Here is a 17,792-nt window from a genome sequence, read left to right on the forward strand (position 1 = left end):
TAAAGAAAGCCCGACCTAGGTCGGGCTTTTTCTTATCTGCTGAAAACTTATAGTGGCAACGCATAAGTCCCAGTTACATGCGCCACCAACTCCTCTTCGTTGCCCTGCGAATACACAGACACTTCGCAAACAGCCTGCCTGCGACTCAACCTCAATATCCGCGCCTCGGCTAATAGATCAACCGGCTTGGGTTTAACTAGAAAGTTAATATTCAAATTAGACGTCACGGCCATTTCCACCCGACCGAGACTGCCTAGCACCACTGCATACATCGCCGCGTCTGCCAACGCCATAATGGTTGGCCCGGACAAGGTGCCGCCTGGTCGAATCAATTTGCTGTGAAATGGCACACGCGCCAGTGCGCCAACGGCGTCCAGCCGGTCGATATACAAGTTGATGTCCTCTGCCATAGGCAGCCCTGCCCGAATCAACGCCTGCACCTGTTCCGCCGTCAATATCGACATACTCCCCTCCTTTTATAAGCACACGCCAGCATCCTGTACGCATCTGTACAGGCACCGTACAATGCGGGCCATTCAAAATCTCTTGCAACCGACAGAACAGCCAAATATGCGTACCAGCCAGTTCCTGCTCTCGACTCTGAAAGAAACCCCATCCGACGCTGTGGTCATCAGCCATCAGCTGATGCTGCGTGCCGGCATGATCCGCAAGCTCGCTTCCGGCCTGTATACCTGGCTGCCCATGGGCCTGCGCGTGCTGCGCAAAGTGGAGAAAGTCGTCCGCGAGGAAATGAATGCCGCTGGCGCCCTGGAAGTGCTGATGCCCGGCATTCAGCCTGCAGAGCTGTGGCAGGAATCCGGTCGCTGGGAACAATACGGCCCGGAATTGCTGCGCATGAAGGATCGTCACGGCCGCGATTTCTGCGCCGGCCCGACCCATGAAGAAGTGATCACCGATCTGGCGCGCAATGAGCTGAACAGCTACAAGCAGCTGCCGATCAACCTGTATCAGATCCAGACCAAGTTCCGAGACGAAATCCGTCCGCGTTTCGGCCTGATGCGCGGCCGCGAGTTCATCATGAAGGACTCTTACTCGTTCCACGTCGACCAGGCTTCGCTGCAAGAAACCTATGACCGCATGCACCAAGCCTATTGCAACGTGTTCACCCGCCTGGGCCTGAACTTCCGCCCCGTGCAGGCTGATACCGGTTCCATCGGCGGCACTGGCTCCCACGAATTCCACGTATTGGCCGACTCGGGCGAAGACGATATTGCCTTCAGCGACAGCTCCGATTACGCCGCCAATATCGAAAAAGCAGAAGCAGTACCACGCAAAAGCAGCCGTGGCGCCGCGACTGAAAGCATGCGCATGGTTGAAACTCCAGACACCAAGACTATCGATGCACTGGTACAGGGCTTTGGCCTGGCCATCGAAAAAACCATCAAGACATTGATGGTGCACGGCGCGAAGAAAGGCACCTTGGTGGCTCTAATCGTACGTGGCGATCACGAACTCAATGAAATCAAAGCTGCCAATCTGGAGCTGGTTGCCAGCCCGTTGGTATTCGCCAATGAAGCCGAGATTCGCGCAGCCATCGGCGCAGGCCCAGGCTCTCTGGGCCCGGTCAATCTGCCGATACCGTGCATCATCGACCGCTCGGTAGCGTTGATGAGCGACTTCGCCTCCGGTGCCAATATCGACGACAAGCACTATTTCGGCGTCAACTGGGAGCGCGACCTGCCGCTGCCGGAAGTAGCGGACCTGCGCAATGTGCTGGCCGGCGACCCGAGCCCAGACGGCAAAGGTACTCTGGAAATCAAACGCGGCATCGAAGTTGGGCATATCTTCCAGCTGGGCACCAAGTACAGCGAAGCGCTGAACTGCCAGGTGCTGGGTGAGAACGGTAAACCCGTGACCCTGACCATGGGCTGCTATGGCATCGGCGTTTCCCGCGTGGTGGCGGCTGCCATCGAGCAGAACAATGATGACCGCGGCATTCTCTGGAATGACGCTCTGGCACCTTTCCATATCGCCCTGATACCGCTGCGTTACGAAACCGATGCCGTGCGCGAAGCCACCGACAAGCTGTATGCCGAGCTTACCGCTGCCGGTTTCGAAGTACTGCTCGATGACCGTGACAAAAAGACCAGCCCGGGCATCAAATTCGCGGATATGGAACTGATCGGTATCCCGCATCGCATCGTGGTCAGCGATCGTGGCCTGGCCGAAGGCAACTTGGAGTACAAGAGCCGCAAGGAAACCGACGCCCAGGCCGTGCCTGTCGCCGACATCCTGAGCTTTATCCAGGCCCGTATCAGCCACTGATCTCAGCCCCTTTAGCAAGAGTCGTCATGTTCAAGCGAAACACCCTCAGCCTCATCGCCACCCTTGTGGGTGGCAGCCTGCTACTAAACGGTTGCGCCAACCAGTTGCCGCAACGCAGCGAGCACGAGGAGCGCGTCGAGCGCAAATTGCTCGATCACAGCCTGCAGATCGATGTCGGTGAGCCACGCGTGCTGGAGTTGCCGCAACGCCGCGTGCGCGTGCATGAACAGAAGACTTTCGAGGTCACGGCGTTTGACGTGACGCGCCGCTATGACCGCTACACCCCTTACCAGCCTTGGCGCGAGCTGTACGAAGTGCCGCTGGGAGCACTGGCGGTGGTCGGCGGTATCGGCGCTAACGTGTTGAACGTGGTGTTGCTCGGCAGCCTGCCAGACAGCGCAACCAAGGACTGGATCAGCTACGGCTTTGCCGGACTCAATCCGGCGATGAATGTCGAGTCCAACGGCCGCTCGCAGCAGAATCTCGCCAGCCTTGAGGAAAGTCGTCAGGATGCCCGCATGGAATACTCCAGCCTGCCGTGGGCCGAACGCCCGGTGCGGGTTAAAGCCGGCGAGCAGAACCACGAGCTGCTGACCGACCGTAACGGCATCCTACGTCTGAATCTGCTCGACAGCCCGTTTGCCGAAGAAGACGTCACCCTTATCAGCACTCTGCTGCTGACGGTTGAAGATGATCAGGGCTCGGCGCGCGCCGATGCCTCTCTGTTGGTCAGCCGCACCTTGCGCGGCAAGCTGCAGGAAGCCCACGAGCTGATTTACAATGACCTTGAAGGTGATGACGTTGCCCAATGGGTGCATCGGGTCAAACGCCTGTCGGAGCTGGGCCTCGAAGAGGAAGCCAGCGAGCTGGAACAGGGCCTGATCGAACTGACGCGCAATGATCCGGAACTGCAGAAAATCTTCCTCCAGGCCTTGACCAAAGACGCCGGCCGCCTGGTCGCCGATCCTGGCAACGACTGACACCCCCATGCGGCAGCGCCTGACCTGCGCCCTACTCGGCCTGCTGCTCTGCGGCGCTGCTTATGCCGGAGTGCGTCAGGCGCCAGAGCCGGAACTGCGCACACTGCTGCAACAGACCGTAGCCCAGGCCGACAGCTTTCAGGATCGCTTCGAGGCCGAAGTCTGGCTGCTGGATATGTCCACGCGCATGCGCCGCTATATTCCGAACGCCGAAGAACGCCTGAGTCTGCTGCGCCTGGTGCACCGCGAAGCCAGCAAAGCCGGCTTGCGCCCTGATCTGGTAATTGCACTGATTCATGCCGAAAGCCACTTCGACCGCTTCGCCATCTCCTCAGTCGGCGCCCAAGGCATGATGCAGGTGATGCCGTTCTGGAAAGCGGAACTGGGCCGCCCGCAAGACAACCTCACAGATAACGCCACCAACCTGCGTTATGGCTGCACCATCCTCAGCTTCTATCTGCGCAAGGAAAACGGCGACCTTAACCGCGCCCTGGCGCGCTATAACGGCAGCCTGGGCAAGCACACCTACTCAGCAAAGGTGGTCGGTTTCTGGCACGACTTCTGGTATGTCAAACCATAATTGGTAGCAGAACCTATATTACGATCTCGCGAGCTAGAGACCTGCAAGGCAAAAACAAGCGAGGAAGCGGAGTGTACTGTTGTACATGAGCATTCCGACTGGGCTCGCATCCGAGCCTGTTTTTAACGCAGCAGGGCCGACGCGCAGCAGATCGTAAACAGGTTCTCAGCGCCGCACGATAAATCCGGCAACACCCTGCTGCGCCTGCTCTTGTAGCTCCAGCGCGGTCACTTCGGCAGCCTGCGGTCCGCGCTGCAACCAACTAGCCAATTCAGCCACTGCAGCTTCGTCACCTTCGAACAGCACCTCGACCCGGCCGTCGGCCAGATTGCGCACCCAACCATCGAGACCCAGACGCTCAGCTTGCTCTGCGGTCGTCTGACGAAAACGTACGCCCTGAACGCGGCCACTCACATAACCATGTTTGCAGATACGCGCCACGGCTTAGCCCTCCGCCTTGAGCGCGGCCAGGCGAGCCGTTAAACCGGCCGCCGTCTGTTCACCCAACAAGCGCTCACGCATGCGTCCCTGATCGTCGACGATATAGGTCACTGGCAGCACCTCAGCACGCGGCAACTGATAGCGCTCGGCCGGGTCCTGCGCCAACACAGTAAAACTAATGCCCATGTCGTGCGCCGCCTGACTCAACTTCTCGCCCTGCAGCGCATCGAAATTCACCCCAAGCACCTGTACGGACTGTTCCTTGAGTTGTTTTTCCAAGGCATTGAGTTCAGGAATCTCGGTGCGGCAAGGCGCACACCACTGCGCCCAGTAATTAATCACTAACCACTGGCCTTCCAGACGCTCAACCGCTACCTTTCGTCCATATTGATCGACGCCTATGTCTTCAGCGCAACCGGCCAGAATCAGACCTATGCCTACGCCCGCAACAGCACGAATGATCGCCTGGAAACGCATTCCCATGCATTCGCTCCCTGATTCCATAAGGTTGATATGACTTTAGATGCCTTGCGCCTGGAAGTGCCAGACATCCTCGAAACCGAGGTCGCGCCACTGGCTGACCTCAACGAGCAACTGGCCCAGGCCCGTCTGCAAGCGCCGGAACTGGCCTTGCAACAGGCGCTCAGCCTGCTTTTCAAGCTGAACCGCAGCGCCATGACCTTACTCGAAAGGCAGCGCGCACTGCAAAGCTTCAGCGACCAGTACCGCCACTACAGCAAGGCCTATCAAAGCGAAAGTCCGCCCACCGCCCTGTTCGTGCACCTGTGCAGTGAACTGGCTATCGGCTTCAAGCGTCTGCTGCTGCAAATCCTCCAAGGCCGCCAGCCCTCACGTCCGCACCTGGCCTGGTGCCTGTATATGGCTCAGCACTTTCTCGCCCAGAGCCTGCTGCGTCACTATCAGCTGTATCAGGAGCCGCCGCCCAGCCTGTGGCGGGACAGTCACCTGCTGTACTGGATCGGTGAACACCAAGACTGCCTGGACGAGCCAGTGGCTGCGGCGTTTACCCCACAACCGGCAAACACCATGCGCGGCATCTACCAGCAGATGCTGCTGTTGGCGCTGAGCGACCCCTTCCATCTTGCCGATGGCGAATGTTCACTGCTGTTCGGTGCACTCTCACCCCTGGCCGGGTTGGCGCGATTACTGCCCTGGGATGAGGATGAGGAGATCGAAGGGCCGACCATCGACCTGACCGAAGCACAACCCTGCCTAAGTTATGCCCAGACGCCAGAAGGCAGTGCCGACTATTTACGCCGCTTCGAGCTGGGCGCTCTGCTGGTGGCCCTGCATGAGCCCGCGCCACTGCAGAGCAAGGCGGAACGCCAGTTGCTGGAGCGCGTGCAACAACACTGGCTGGGGCGCCAACAGCGTCGCCATACCCGCGCCGACCATAGCTCGGAGTGCAATCTGGTAGTCGGTCTACCCACTATTCATGCCCAGTTACTGGAACAGCGACCGCCGCGCACCAGCGCGCAGATGCTCGACGCCAGCGCAGGCGGCGCACGCTTGCTGTGTAATGCTGATCAGGCCGTACAGCTGTCAGTTGGCCAGCTTGTGCTATTGGTCACCGGCAGCGATACGCCAACCCTGGCCCTGGTACGCTGGCGACATCTGAACAGTGAAGGCCTGCACTTGGGTCTGCGCTACCTGAAAGGCCTGCCGCGCCCGGTCTGGCTGCGCCGCGCGCCAAGCGCCCAGACTCACCCAGGCGTTCTGCAAAGCACCCCAGCGCCTGGTAACGGCTGGCACCACGGCTTATGGCTGCCTAATGGGCAGTTTGTTGAAGGGGAAAATGTCTGGCTGCAACTGGCCAGCGCGCACAACCAAGCGATCCTGCCACTGCCGACCGCCAACCTGATCACCACCTCCGTCACCCGCTACCCGATGCAGCTGGCTTAGGTGCTGTTACCGATACGCTAAAACTGCGAGAAAGGTCACGCCGAACGTCGGCCGAGTGCACAGTTTCATCGGCCGAGCCAAGCTTATAATCATCGCACTCACGCTCGATGCGATCCGTTATTAGCCTGGAATACCACCATGACCCAAGCCCTCGATAAGTTGGTCGGCCCTGTGCCATCTGCCATCGTCAATCTCGCCCGCTTACAGGTCACCCCTTACGAAGGGCGCGTCGCTGAGTTCAACGTAGCCGCCTGGTTGCATTTGCCTGGCCTGGCCAATCTGCCTGTGTCCCTGTTGATCAGCTATCGTGACGGCACCGCTCGCCGTGAAGTAATGGTCGACCACGGCAAGGTTAATCAACACAGTAAAATCCTGCTTTCCAGCATTGCCCGCCTGCCGGTAAAACAGAAGATCGAAGAAATGCAGGTACGCCTACGTTCTGCCGTACCCGCAACCAGCCTGGTGGTCGAAGAGTTGTTTGTGCAAGCGGTCGAATTGCCACAAACCGATAGCCGCCAAGCTCTCGCCTGATCAAGACCCAGCGACATACAAACCCCGCGCATCGACGCGGGGTTTTGCGTTTAACCCGAAACCATTCCTGCAGGGCCGCACTTGGCACCAGAATCAGGCGGCGCAATGGTTGCAGATGAGTCAGAAATGCCTGACTGCTCAGACGGTCTGGAATTGACCAAGGACTGTGGCCAGCTGCTGAAGCGCAGGCCAGTGATCCGATTGAGCCTCTCAAGGGCCTCTTGCGGGTCACGCTGGTACAGATGAATTACTTTGCCTTTAGTGGCTGTCATAACGCCTTCACACTCCGCCAATCCCTGCCTGCTGGCCTGATCGCTATCTGCAGGACAGATAGCCAGAAGCGTGCCAGCTTCCCTTTAACCGTGTTTGGCGACCTTCATGGTCGCGCGTGCCATCATGCGCCATCAGCACAACGCCGCAAACTGACGTTTTACGTCACTTTCCCGGTTCGGCCTCTGGCTGCAACCACTTCGCCAGGTTTTCACCAAATAGCGCCGCCTGCTCTTCCTGCAATTGCACCAAGCCATTGCGCAGCGCCGGATACCAGGCCTCATCGAGTTGCTCAGGAAGATTCTCCGCCCTAGGCAAGGGCCAGGGACTGTGGCTAAGCAGTTGCTGCAGCGAATAATGACCAAGGTCTCGACTCAACACCCAAGTGCCCGAGCCGGTCGGGGCGATCAGTTTCTGCTGCTCAAGAAACACCAGAATCTCTTCCCATTCATGCTCAGCAAGCGACCAGCCCTGGCGCTGCACATCCAGCAAGCGCACTTTCAAACCCGACTGCTGACGCTCGTAGAATACCCGCAACACACCGAGCGCCATCAGCAGTCGGGGCATCGCACGCTTACGCCATTGCTGGGAAAACCCCAGGTTGCAGACCAGCTCAGCACCAAACAGCACAATCAGCCATGACACGTAGATCCACAACAGAAACAGCGGCACCGTGGCAAATGCGCCATAAATCAGCTGATAACCGGGAAACAGGCGCACATACAGGCCGAACAGCATCTTCGCCACTTCGAACAGAATCGCTGTAAATAAACCGCCCAGAAGCGCATGCCGCACCGGTACCTGAGCATTCGGCACCGTGGCATACAGCAGAGTGAACGCCGCCACGCTAAACAACAGCGGCATAAATTTCAGCAGAACCTGGGCCCCGAGCAGCGCATCTGGCCCGGAAATCAGCGACAGCGACGTGAAGTAGGTGCTGATGGCAAAGCCACCGCCAAGCAGCAACGGCCCCAGGCTGAGAATCGCCCAGTACAGCAAAAAGCTCGACACGCCCCGGCGCGGCTGACGCACGCGCCAGATGGTGTTGAAGGTCTTCTCGATGGTCACCAGCATCCAGAACGCCGTCGCGGCCAATACCGCCACACCAATCCAGGTCAGTTGACGCGCCTGACTCGTGAAATCGCGCAGGTACTGCTGCAATGTTTCGCCAGCAGAGGGCACGAAGTTGCGGAAGATAAAGCTCTGGATCTGCTCGCCGGTATCCTGAAATGCCGGAATGGCCGAGAGCATGGAGAAGGTCACCGTCATCATCGGCACCACCGCAAACAGGGTGGTGTAGGTCAAGGCCGCAGCATTACTGGTGCCTCGGTCGGCGATAAAGCGCTGCAACAAAAACCGCCAGAACTCCAACAGATTGTTAACACGCTGCCGCATGCCCTCTCCTTAGCATTTATCTACCGCCACCCGCCTGAGAGGCAGGCGTAGCTAGTGTTAGCGGTTAGAATAGCCGCCATCGAAGGTAACCGGCGACCCGAACATGACCGCTATGACGCTCTACCATAACCCGCGCTGCTCAAAATCGCGCAGTGCATTGCAATTACTGGAAGATCGCGGGCTCAGCCCAACCATCGTGCGCTACTTGGAAACACCGCTGAACGCCGAGCAGCTGCAAGAGTTGCTTGGCAAGCTCGGCATCCCCGCGCGGCAACTGCTGCGCACCGGCGAAGATGAATACAAGTCACTGGGCTTGAATGACCCGAGAATGACTGACGCACAACTGATCGACGCCATGGCCGGCCAGCCAAAATTGATTGAGCGCCCTATTCTGGTCGTCGGTGACAAGGCCATCATTGGACGCCCACCTGAAAATGTTCTGGAGATTCTGCCGTGAGCGCCCCCTATATCCTGGTGCTGTATTACAGCCGTCATGGCGCCACTGCGGAAATGGCCCGACAGATCGCCCGTGGTGTCGAGATGGGTGGCCTGGAAGCGCGCCTGCGCACAGTGCCGGCAGTCTCCAGCGAGTGCGAAGCAGTGGCCGCGGATATTCCTGCTGAAGGCGCGCTATACGCCAGCCTGGATGATCTGAAGAACTGCGCGGGCCTGGCGCTCGGTAGCCCGACGCGCTTCGGCAATATGGCCGCGCCACTCAAGTACTTCCTCGATGGCACCAGCGGCCTGTGGCTGACCGGCGGCCTGGTTGGCAAACCGGCGGGCGTATTTACCTCCACCGCCAGCCTGCACGGCGGCCAGGAAACCACCCTGCTGTCGATGCTGCTGCCTCTGCTGCACCACGGCATGCTGATCACCGGCCTGCCCTATAGCGAAGCCGCGTTACTGGAAACCCGTGGCGGCGGTACGCCCTATGGCGCCAGCCATCACGCTGGCGCCGATGGCAAACGCACCCTCGATGAACATGAAATTGCCCTGTGCCGCGCACTCGGCCAGCGCCTGGCGCAAACCGCGGCAAAGCTGGAGAGTGCCCGTGGCTAAAACCGCTAAACCGCTGCCGTCCCTAGAATGGTTGCAACCACGCCTGAACATCAGCCGCGCGGTCAGCCTGCTGAGCTTTTTTAGCCTCGCAGCATTGTTACTGGCGTGGAACCTGTGGTTCGCCAACGTGCCCAGCAAACTGCTCTGGGTGATACTCGGCGTACAACTCGCACCCCTACTATTGCTGGCACCAGGCCTGATCCTCGGCAACGCCCGAGCCCACGCCTGGGCCTGCTTTGTGGTGAATTTGTACTTTATCCAAGGCGTACTCGCGGCCTTTGACCCAAGCAAGGCCGTGTACGGTTTGCTACTGACAGGGCTGAGCTTCAGCCTGTTCTGCGCAGCCCTGATGTTTACCCGTTGGCGTTTTCAGTATGAGCGCAAGTTGGCGGGAGAAGCCTGATGCGTTTGGTGTTGTTGCCAGGCCTCAACGGCAGCAGCACTCTGTTCGGGCCTTTACTGGCCCACCTGCATCCAGCGCTGAAAGTGCAAGCGCTAGAACTGTCTACTGAAGGCAGCCAAGTCTATAAAGATTTGGCCGATCGATTGTTAGGTAGGCTCGGCAATACACCCTACGTGCTGCTTGGCGAATCGTATTCCGGTCCACTGGCCTACCAGCTGGCCCTACACAGGCCACCCGGCTTGCGGGGCGTGATCTTCGCCGCCTCATTCTTGAGTCGGCCGCATCCACTACTGCCGCTTCTCCAGCACCTACCTCTGCCGCGTTGGCTACTTGGGCAAAATACCTTGTTAAACCTGTTCTGCCTGAATGGCCAAACCAGCGCCGAACTGACGCTGATACTGCGCAAAGAAATCCAGAGGCTACCCACGCTCTTACTGCGAGCACGCCTGCACAGCCTTAGCCAATTACAAAAACCCGCATTGCAGCTCGAGTTGCCGGCACTGCACCTACTGGCCAAGCAGGACAGGCTGGTAACCCGTAAGGCTCAGGCCAGCCTGCAGACATGCTGCACACAGCTAACCGAGATCGCACTGGATGGCCCACATTTCCTTCTGCAGAGCCAGCCACAGGCTTGTGCAGATGCTATAGAGCGCTTTATTACTGGACTGCCGGCTGACTAGACAGGCCGCTACCAGCCGAGGATTTCTTTAAGAAAGGGAATTGTCAGCTTGCGCTGAGCCTGCAGTGACGCCTGATCCAAGCGCTCAAGTAAATCGAACAAAGCGCTCATGCTGCGCTCGCCGCGAGTCAGGATAAACCGCCCTACTTCATCACTCAGGTGCAGCCCCCGACGAGACGCACGCAGCTGCAGGGCGCGCAACTTGTCCTCATCGGACAGCGACTGCAGCTGAAACACCAGCGCCAGAGTCAGGCGCGATTGCAAGTCAGCCAGCTGCACCGGCAACTCGCGCGGCGACGTGCTGGCGGCCAGCAACAGGCGCCGGCCGCTGTCGCGTAAACGGTTGAACAGGTGAAACAGCGCTTCTTCCCAGTCGCTGCGCCCGGCAACTGCATCCAGATCATCCAGACAAACCAGCTCACACTGCTCCAGATTATCGAGCAGCGCTGGGCCGTACTCGACCACCTCAGCCAACGGCAGGTATACAGCCGGCTCGCCACGCTGCTCAAAGCGCAAACAGGCCGCCTGCAACAAGTGACTTCGCCCTACGCCCTCACCGCCCCACAAATAGATCAGGCTTTCCGTCCAGCCGGCATCGGCTTCGCACAGACGCTCGACATAACCCAACGCCGCAGCGTTAGCTCCGGGGTAGTAATTGGCAAAGGTGGCATCATCGCGCAGACGCACACCTAGAGGCAGTTGTATGGGTGTCATGCTGGGTTAGGCGGCTCGTCGGAACCGCTGGCTGGCTCACCGTAAAGATCGGAAAGTTTATAGAAATCATGCAGATGACGCACTAACACCATAATCACTGCAGCCACTGGCAAGGCCAGTAGAACGCCAGTGAAGCCGAAAAGTTGGCCGCCGGCCATGATCGCGAAAATCACTGCTACTGGGTGCAGACCGATGCGGTCGCCTACCAGCAGAGGCGTCAGTAGCATGCCTTCGAGCATTTGCCCGACGATAAAGACTGCAGCGATACCCATCAGCGGGTAGAAATCCGGGCCGAACTGGAACAGGCCGGCTGTCAGGGCAGCGCCAATGCCTACAAACACGCCCAAGTACGGCACGATGCTGGCCAAGCCAGCCAGCACACCAATCAGCAACCCAAGTTCGAGGCCGATTGCCATCAGCCCGGTGGCATACATAACCCCCAGCGCCAGCATTACCAGTAGCTGGCCGCGTAGGAAGGCCCCGAGCACTTCATGGCACTCGCCGAACAACTGCACAACCAACCCTTCACGGCCACGCGGCAGCAAACTGCGCAGCTTGGCAACCATCAGGTCCCAGTCGCGCATCAGGTAGAAGCTCACCACTGGAATCAGCACCAAGTTAGCCAACCAGGCCAGCAGCGCCATACCTGAAGCAGTTGCCGTGGACAGCAGCATGCCGACGATATCGGTAGTCTTGTCGATCTGCCCACTAAAGGCGGCCTTCAGCTGGTCGAAACGCCAGAAGCCATCGCTCAATCCCAGCTTGAGCTGAATCCATGGCAGAGCCTGGTTCTGCACCCAATCGAGCATTTGCGGAGCCAGTTCGTACAGCCGCACCAGCTGCTTGCCCAGCATGGGCACCAGCACCAGCAGCAAAATGACCAACACCAAAGTGAACAGTGCAAAAACCACCACCACACCCCAGGTCCGCGACAACTTCCAGCGCTCCAGGCGATCAACCAACGGATCACCCAGATAGGCCAGCAGAATACCGATCAGAAATGGCGAGAGAATCGGCGCCAGCAAATACAACAACCCGCCCAGCAACAGCGCCCCGACTATCCAGATCCAACGATGCGAATCGATCATGCCCAGTGCTCCATACACCAACGTTTATCCAAAACTCCTTAACCCCACAGCCCGCTATATAAGAAAACCGCAGCTCTAAGCTGCGGTTTTCAAGTCAGGACACGGGGCAATCAGCGCAGTCTACCAGCGAAACCTCAGTACATTGTCACGCAACGCGGCCTGTCCCTCTGGATCAGCAGCAGTGGCAGGCGGCATCAGCGCCTGATCGGCATCAAGCACCGGTGCCCCTGCCGGTACTTCCTGCAAACGCGCCAGGCCCAGTTGCGCACGCAACTGCTCGGCATTGGCATTGATGGCAAAGGTCAGCGTGTCGCCCTGCACCTTGAGCAGTTGCGCGCCGAACGGCTCAAGAATGCGCTGCAACTCGGCATAGCGCGTCAGGTCGACGCCCTGCACTTCCACAGTCAAGCCAGTAGCGGCACCGGCAGCCACGATAAACCGTGGCGCCAGGCGCTGGTTGACTGCCAGCAGGATGGTATCGGCCAGAGCGGCCTGATCGGCGCCCTGCGCAGTGCCCTGCTCACGCTCGTCGCCCAGCCACAGGCGCCACTCAGCCTGCCACTGACCATTTGCTTCGCGCGCCACAACGGCCAGCAAGGCGTCAGCGGCGTAACGCTCGGAGGCTTCACGCAGGGCGACTGGATCATTCGCCGTGAGGTTTTCCGGCACCGCCACCAGTTGCTCGGCCAAGTCAGCCAATGGCAGACGCAGCGGCAGACCACGGTGCTGCGCTGCCTGATTGAGTGGTGCCGCAGCGGCTTGACCGTCGCCTAGCAGACGGCTGCCATCGCTGGCATCACTCAGCCACCACAGCAGAATGCTTGGACGATTCGCGCCCCACAGCGCCAACCCCGCCTGACGCAGGCTGCGCTCGGTGCTCTGTGGGTCAAAGTCGACCAGCAATTGTTCACCCTCATAGCCGTATTGAAGGACGATCTGTTGCGGATCCTTGCGCAGCGCCGCCAATGCCGGGGTCTGCGCCGCATCGACCTTACCGGTCAGGCGCAACACCAGGGTATCCAGCGCACGGCTCAGGGCGGCAGCGCGCTCTTCCGGCTGCTGGCTGCTGACCGGCTCGCGGACTTGGTACAGATCACTCACCGGCGCGGCCAGAGCAGACAGGCAGGACAGCGACAAACAGACTAGAAGCAGGCGAGCGGTTAAACGCATGGATGGATTCTCGACGGACGGAAACGGCGCACGGGCCAGGTTTAACAACAGTTGCGGCCAAGCCACGCCACATAATGCAGGCCGCGGCGGTTCAAGCGTGCGAGTTTAGGTGCTGTTAGGGCGCATTCCAAAGCCCTTTTCAGCCGCAGACTGCCAACGACAGCCAGATTTCGAGCTTAAACAGCCGTCCCAACAGCCGCAACCTTAGCGGGTGGCCGCTGCCGGGTAAGCCTGATAAAATCGCGCGCCTTCGCAGACCGCCGCCACACGCGCCGGTGCCAATCCGAATTTCCCCTAAAGGCCTGGATCTATGAGCAAGCAACCCTCCATCAGCTACAAGGACGCAGGTGTAGATATCGACGCGGGCGAAGCCCTGGTCGAGCGCATCAAAGGCGTGGCCAAGCGCACCGCGCGTCCGGAAGTCATGGGTGGGCTGGGCGGCTTCGGCGCGCTGTGCGAGATCCCTGCTGGCTACAAGCAACCGGTGTTGGTCTCCGGCACCGATGGCGTGGGCACCAAGCTGCGCCTGGCGCTGAACCTGAACAAACACGACAGCATCGGCCAGGATCTGGTCGCCATGTGCGTTAACGACCTGGTGGTCTGTGGTGCCGAGCCGCTGTTCTTCCTCGATTATTACGCCACAGGCAAGCTCAATGTCGACGTGGCTGCCACAGTGGTGACCGGCATCGGCGCCGGCTGCGAACTGGCTGGCTGCTCCCTGGTTGGCGGTGAAACCGCAGAAATGCCAGGTATGTACGAAGGCGAAGATTACGATCTGGCCGGCTTCTGCGTCGGCGTGGTGGAAAAAGCCGAAATCATCGACGGCTCGAAAGTCGCCGCGGGTGACGCGCTGATCGCCCTGCCGTCCTCCGGCCCGCACTCCAACGGCTACTCGCTGATCCGCAAGATCATCGAAGTGTCCGGTACTGAAATCGAAACCACCCAGGTCGACGGCAAGCCGCTGACCGACCTGCTGATGGCACCAACCCGTATCTACGTCAAACCGCTGCTCAAGCTGATCAAGGACACTGGCGCAGTCAAAGCCATGGCCCACATCACCGGTGGCGGCCTGCTCGACAACATCCCACGCGTGCTGCCAAAAGGCGCACAGGCCGTAGTCGACGTGGCCAGCTGGACTCGCCCAGTGGTATTCGACTGGCTGCAGGAAAAAGGCAACGTCGATGAGCACGAGATGCACCGCGTACTCAACTGCGGCGTCGGCATGGTCATCTGCGTAGCTCAGGATCAGGTCGAGATCACTCTGCAAACCCTGAGCGCCGCTGGCGAACAGCCCTGGGTGATCGGTCAGATCGGTGAAGCGGCTGAAGGTGCAGCCCAGGTCGTGCTGAACAACCTGAAACAGCACTAATGCCTGCGCAGTGCAATGTGGTGGTGCTGATCTCCGGCTCCGGCAGCAACCTGCAGGCGCTGATTGACAGCATCGCCAATGACGGCAATCCGGCACGCATCGCCGCGGTGATTTCCAACCGCGCCGATGCCTATGGTCTGGAGCGCGCGCAACAGGCTGGCATCGCTACCGCCGTGCTTAACCATAAGCAGTTCGACGGCCGCGAGGCCTTCGACGCCGCGCTGATCACAGCCATCGATGCGTTTGATCCGCAGCTTGTGGTGCTCGCTGGTTTTATGCGCATCCTCACGCCGGGCTTCGTTAGCCACTACGCCGGCCGCCTGCTGAATATCCACCCGTCCTTGCTGCCGAAATACAAAGGCCTGCACACCCACCAGCGGGCGCTGGACGCCGGTGACAGAGAGCATGGCTGCAGCGTGCACTTCGTCAGCGAGGAACTCGATGGCGGACCACTGGTCGTACAGGCAGTAGTACCGGTACAGTCGGATGACTCGCCGACCAGTCTGGCGCAGCGCGTACACGAGCAGGAACATGTGATTTACCCGCTGGCTGTGCGCTGGTTTGCCGAAGGCCGTTTGCAGCTGACAACGCACGGGGCCATGTTGGACGAGCAATTGTTACCAAGTACTGGACACCTTATTCGAACTTAGGAGACACCATGGGTCGCGCCTTACTGTTCGCACTAACGCTTCTGAGCCTGCCGGCATTGGCCGTCGAGCTGAAGCCCTTCTCTGCCAGTTACACCGCCGACTGGAAACAACTGCCCGTCAGCGGTAGCGCCGAGCGCAGCCTTGAAGCCCTGGATAACGGCCTATGGCAGCTGAATTTCGAAGCCTCCATGTTGGTTGCCAGCCTGACCGAACAAAGCACCCTGCGCGTCGATAATGAAGCATTTCTACCGCAGACCTACCTGTACGAGCGCAGCGGGCTGGGCAAAGGTAAGAAGATTGAGCACGACTTCGACTGGGATGCCAAACAGGTAATCGGCAGCGACCGCGACACTCCAGTGCGCCTACCGCTGAACCGCGGCCTGCTGGACAAGTCAACTTACCAGCTGGCGCTGCAGTACGACGTAGCCGCCGGCACTAAGACCATGAGCTACCAGGTGGTCGATGGTGATGAAGTGGAAACCTACGATTTCCGCGTACTCGGCGAGGAAGCCGTGCGCACCCAGGCCGGCCTGATTGATGCAGTTAAGGTCGAGCGCGTACGCGACCCGACGCAAAGCAGCCGCAAGACCATCCTCTGGTTCGCCAAGGATTGGGAATTCCTGCTGGTGCGCCTGCATCAGGTCGAAAAAGACGGCAAGGAATACCAGATCATGCTCAAGGAAGGCACAGTCGATGGCAAGACTGTCGCAGGCCGTCAGGACTGAGGCGATTGCCACAAAAAAAGCCGAGCTACTAGCTCGGCTTTTTTTGTGGCGCGGATTTCTCCAGGCGCGGCCTAGGCCATTACCACATCAAGTCATCCGGCACCTGATAAGCCGCGTAGGGATCATCCGCATCCGGCGCTTCAGTCGGTGTATTGAGCAGCACCACGCGCCGGGCGTCGCGCTCCTGAATCTTCAGCGCGGCCTCACGCGGAATTACTTCGTAGCCGCCGCCGTGACGGACGATGGCCAGCGAGCCACTGCTGAGCTTATTGCGAACCAGGGCGTTGACCGACAGGCGCTTAACCTTCTTGTCGTCGACAAAGTTGTAGTAATCCTCAGTGGTCAGCTTGGGCAAGCGCGACACCTCAATCAACTGCTTGATCTGCGCGGCACGGGCCTTCTGCTCGATCTTTTCCTGCTGCTGACGGTTCAGCTCTTGGTCACGGGCGGCCTTCTCGGCCATGGCCTGCTGAGCGGCGAGCTTTTGCGACTCGTCCTTCTCGATATGACCTTTCTGCTCCAGACGCTGCTGCCTCTGTTTTTCCTTACCGGCCTGCTTGGCCTGCTTTTCGTTGACCAGCCCGGCTTTAAGCAACTGATCGCGTAGTGAGAGAGCCATAACCTACCTTTCCAACCATCAATTTAAAGCGGGCGTACCCACCACCAACAGGCAGACCGCCCTGCACATTCAACAACTCGGGGTCTGCTTTTCCAGCTTCTTGGCTTCGCCCCAGAGCGCGTCCAATTCATCTAGGTGGCAATCTTCCATGTTGCGCCCCGCTTCGCGCAATGCCTGCTCGATAAAACGAAAGCGCCGCTCGAACTTGGCGTTAGCCGCACGCAGGGCGGTTTCCGGATCGACCTTGAGATGTCGCGCCAGGTTGCTGACTACAAACAGCAAGTCGCCAATTTCATCGCTGATCGCCTCGGGGTCGTTTTCACTCATGGCCTCGAGCACTTCATCCAGCTCTTCGCGCACCTTGTCGACCACCGGCAAGGCGTCGGGCCAGTCGAAACCTACCTGGGCAGCGCGCTTCTGCAGCTTGATCGCTCGGCTTAGCGACGGCAGCGCTGCGGGCACATCGTCGAGCAGCGAGAGCTGTTCAGGAGCGGCGGCCTTCTCGGCGCGCTCTTCGGCCTTGATCTCTTCCCAGCGCTGTTTGACTGCAGCCTCCTCCAGCTTGGCCACGTCCACTGCGCCGTACAGATCGCCATCGGGGAACACATGAGGATGGCGACGAATCAGCTTGGTCGTGATGTCATCGACCACCTGGGCAAACTCAAAACGCCCTTCTTCCCGGGCCAGCTGGCTGTAATACACCACCTGAAACAGCAAGTCGCCCAGCTCACCCGGCAGATGATCGAAGTCGCCGCGCTCGATGGCATCGGCCACCTCGTAGGCTTCCTCGATGGTATGCGGCACGATGCTCGCGTAGTTCTGCTTGAGGTCCCATGGGCAGCCATGTTGCGGGTCGCGCAGGCGAGCCATAAGGTGCAGTAGGTCATCGAGTTGGTACATAACAATCCCG

22 protein-coding genes are annotated in these 17,792 nt (G+C 59.5%); 12 read left to right on the forward strand and 10 right to left on the reverse strand.

What is annotated here, in order from left to right; genetic code table 11:
• Positions 1-47 precede the first annotated feature (47 nt).
• The gene (locus tag AACY25_RS01155) at positions 48-455 is read right to left on the reverse strand and encodes a PaaI family thioesterase (protein WP_339523783.1); all 408 of its coding nucleotides are present in this window, start codon (positions 453-455) and stop codon (positions 48-50) included.
• 115 nt (positions 456-570) lie between these two features.
• Here AACY25_RS01155 and AACY25_RS01160 point away from each other — a divergent pair, with 115 nt between their 5' ends.
• Genes AACY25_RS01160 through AACY25_RS01170 form a run of 3 tightly spaced genes read left to right on the forward strand, consistent with a single transcriptional unit; the run spans position 571 to position 3,846 of the window.
• The gene (locus AACY25_RS01160) at positions 571-2,286 is read left to right on the forward strand and encodes a proline--tRNA ligase (protein ID WP_339522018.1); all 1,716 of its coding nucleotides are present in this window, start codon (positions 571-573) and stop codon (positions 2,284-2,286) included.
• A 26-nt stretch (positions 2,287-2,312) separates the two neighbouring features.
• Entirely contained in the window at positions 2,313-3,266 is a 954-nt protein-coding gene (locus AACY25_RS01165) for a hypothetical protein (RefSeq protein ID WP_339522020.1), read from the forward strand.
• Between the two features lie 7 nt (positions 3,267-3,273).
• Complete coding sequence (locus AACY25_RS01170; RefSeq protein ID WP_339522022.1) at positions 3,274-3,846, forward strand: transglycosylase SLT domain-containing protein; 573 nt, start codon at positions 3,274-3,276, stop codon at positions 3,844-3,846.
• A gap of 165 nt (positions 3,847-4,011) precedes the next feature.
• Here the strand turns inward: AACY25_RS01170 and AACY25_RS01175 are convergent, their stop codons facing one another.
• Both AACY25_RS01175 and AACY25_RS01180 read right to left on the reverse strand, forming a co-directional pair.
• The gene (locus AACY25_RS01175; RefSeq protein ID WP_339522023.1) at positions 4,012-4,287 is read right to left on the reverse strand and encodes an acylphosphatase; all 276 of its coding nucleotides are present in this window, start codon (positions 4,285-4,287) and stop codon (positions 4,012-4,014) included.
• Positions 4,288-4,290: 3 nt separating this feature from the next.
• Entirely contained in the window at positions 4,291-4,770 is a 480-nt protein-coding gene (locus tag AACY25_RS01180; protein ID WP_339522024.1) for a TlpA disulfide reductase family protein, read from the reverse strand.
• A gap of 30 nt (positions 4,771-4,800) precedes the next feature.
• Here AACY25_RS01180 and AACY25_RS01185 point away from each other — a divergent pair, with 30 nt between their 5' ends.
• Positions 4,801-6,210 carry a PilZ domain-containing protein gene (locus AACY25_RS01185; protein WP_339522026.1) on the forward strand — a complete coding sequence of 470 codons (1,410 nt, stop codon included), beginning with the start codon at positions 4,801-4,803 and terminating at the stop codon, positions 6,208-6,210.
• 138 nt (positions 6,211-6,348) lie between these two features.
• Positions 6,349-6,741 carry a hypothetical protein gene (locus tag AACY25_RS01190; protein ID WP_339522028.1) on the forward strand — a complete coding sequence of 131 codons (393 nt, stop codon included), beginning with the start codon at positions 6,349-6,351 and terminating at the stop codon, positions 6,739-6,741.
• A gap of 50 nt (positions 6,742-6,791) precedes the next feature.
• On the opposite strand, the gene AACY25_RS01195 is transcribed toward AACY25_RS01190, so the two are convergent.
• Both AACY25_RS01195 and AACY25_RS01200 read right to left on the reverse strand, forming a co-directional pair.
• Positions 6,792-7,013 carry a hypothetical protein gene (locus tag AACY25_RS01195; RefSeq protein WP_339522030.1) on the reverse strand — a complete coding sequence of 74 codons (222 nt, stop codon included), beginning with the start codon at positions 7,011-7,013 and terminating at the stop codon, positions 6,792-6,794.
• A gap of 163 nt (positions 7,014-7,176) precedes the next feature.
• On the reverse strand, positions 7,177-8,406 hold the full coding sequence (locus AACY25_RS01200; protein ID WP_339522031.1) for a virulence factor BrkB family protein: 1,230 nt from the start codon (positions 8,404-8,406) through the stop codon (positions 7,177-7,179).
• 103 nt (positions 8,407-8,509) lie between these two features.
• Between AACY25_RS01200 and arsC the strand changes: the two genes are divergently transcribed.
• The 4 genes from arsC to AACY25_RS01220 are packed head-to-tail and all read left to right on the forward strand — an operon-like array spanning position 8,510 to position 10,548.
• Positions 8,510-8,863, forward strand: a complete 354-nt coding sequence (gene arsC / locus AACY25_RS01205) for an arsenate reductase (glutaredoxin) (RefSeq protein WP_339522032.1) — start codon at positions 8,510-8,512, stop codon at positions 8,861-8,863.
• Positions 8,860-9,465 (forward strand): NAD(P)H:quinone oxidoreductase, encoded by a 606-nt coding sequence (gene wrbA, locus AACY25_RS01210; protein WP_339522034.1) that lies wholly within the window; start codon positions 8,860-8,862, stop codon positions 9,463-9,465. The genes arsC and wrbA overlap by 4 nt, the downstream gene beginning before the upstream one ends.
• Positions 9,458-9,868: a DUF2069 domain-containing protein gene (locus AACY25_RS01215; RefSeq protein ID WP_339522036.1), complete on the forward strand. Its 411-nt coding sequence runs from the start codon at positions 9,458-9,460 to the stop codon at positions 9,866-9,868. Before wrbA ends, AACY25_RS01215 begins: the two co-directional genes overlap by 8 nt.
• Positions 9,868-10,548, forward strand: coding sequence for an alpha/beta fold hydrolase (locus AACY25_RS01220; RefSeq protein WP_339522038.1), 681 nt, complete (start codon positions 9,868-9,870; stop codon positions 10,546-10,548). Before AACY25_RS01215 ends, AACY25_RS01220 begins: the two co-directional genes overlap by 1 nt.
• 8 nt (positions 10,549-10,556) lie before the next feature.
• Here the strand turns inward: AACY25_RS01220 and hda are convergent, their stop codons facing one another.
• From hda to AACY25_RS01235, 3 genes are all read right to left on the reverse strand, one after another.
• Positions 10,557-11,261 carry a DnaA regulatory inactivator Hda gene (hda, locus tag AACY25_RS01225; protein WP_339522039.1) on the reverse strand — a complete coding sequence of 235 codons (705 nt, stop codon included), beginning with the start codon at positions 11,259-11,261 and terminating at the stop codon, positions 10,557-10,559.
• Positions 11,258-12,349 carry an AI-2E family transporter gene (locus AACY25_RS01230; RefSeq protein WP_339522041.1) on the reverse strand — a complete coding sequence of 364 codons (1,092 nt, stop codon included), beginning with the start codon at positions 12,347-12,349 and terminating at the stop codon, positions 11,258-11,260. Before AACY25_RS01230 ends, hda begins: the two co-directional genes overlap by 4 nt.
• 120 nt (positions 12,350-12,469) lie before the next feature.
• Positions 12,470-13,519 (reverse strand): DUF2066 domain-containing protein, encoded by a 1,050-nt coding sequence (locus AACY25_RS01235; RefSeq protein ID WP_339522042.1) that lies wholly within the window; start codon positions 13,517-13,519, stop codon positions 12,470-12,472.
• Positions 13,520-13,829: 310 nt separating this feature from the next.
• Between AACY25_RS01235 and purM the strand changes: the two genes are divergently transcribed.
• From purM to AACY25_RS01250, 3 genes are read left to right on the forward strand one after another with little or no spacing between them, the layout of a single operon-like run.
• Positions 13,830-14,888, forward strand: a complete 1,059-nt coding sequence (gene purM / locus AACY25_RS01240; protein WP_339522043.1) for a phosphoribosylformylglycinamidine cyclo-ligase — start codon at positions 13,830-13,832, stop codon at positions 14,886-14,888.
• Positions 14,888-15,538: a phosphoribosylglycinamide formyltransferase gene (purN, locus tag AACY25_RS01245; protein ID WP_339522045.1), complete on the forward strand. Its 651-nt coding sequence runs from the start codon at positions 14,888-14,890 to the stop codon at positions 15,536-15,538. The genes purM and purN overlap by 1 nt, the downstream gene beginning before the upstream one ends.
• An 8-nt stretch (positions 15,539-15,546) precedes the next feature.
• A complete protein-coding gene (locus AACY25_RS01250) occupies positions 15,547-16,263 on the forward strand; it encodes a DUF3108 domain-containing protein (protein WP_339522047.1) in 717 nt (238 codons plus the stop codon).
• A 79-nt stretch (positions 16,264-16,342) separates the two neighbouring features.
• On the opposite strand, the gene AACY25_RS01255 is transcribed toward AACY25_RS01250, so the two are convergent.
• Together AACY25_RS01255 and mazG are read right to left on the reverse strand one after the other, a co-directional pair.
• Positions 16,343-16,882 (reverse strand): DUF2058 domain-containing protein, encoded by a 540-nt coding sequence (locus AACY25_RS01255; RefSeq protein WP_339522048.1) that lies wholly within the window; start codon positions 16,880-16,882, stop codon positions 16,343-16,345.
• A 69-nt stretch (positions 16,883-16,951) separates the two neighbouring features.
• The gene (mazG, locus tag AACY25_RS01260; protein ID WP_339522050.1) at positions 16,952-17,782 is read right to left on the reverse strand and encodes a nucleoside triphosphate pyrophosphohydrolase; all 831 of its coding nucleotides are present in this window, start codon (positions 17,780-17,782) and stop codon (positions 16,952-16,954) included.
• Positions 17,783-17,792 lie beyond the last annotated feature (10 nt).

The organism is Pseudomonas sp. EA_35y_Pfl2_R111 (assembly GCF_963970955.1).
GTDB lineage: Bacteria > Pseudomonadota > Gammaproteobacteria > Pseudomonadales > Pseudomonadaceae > Aquipseudomonas.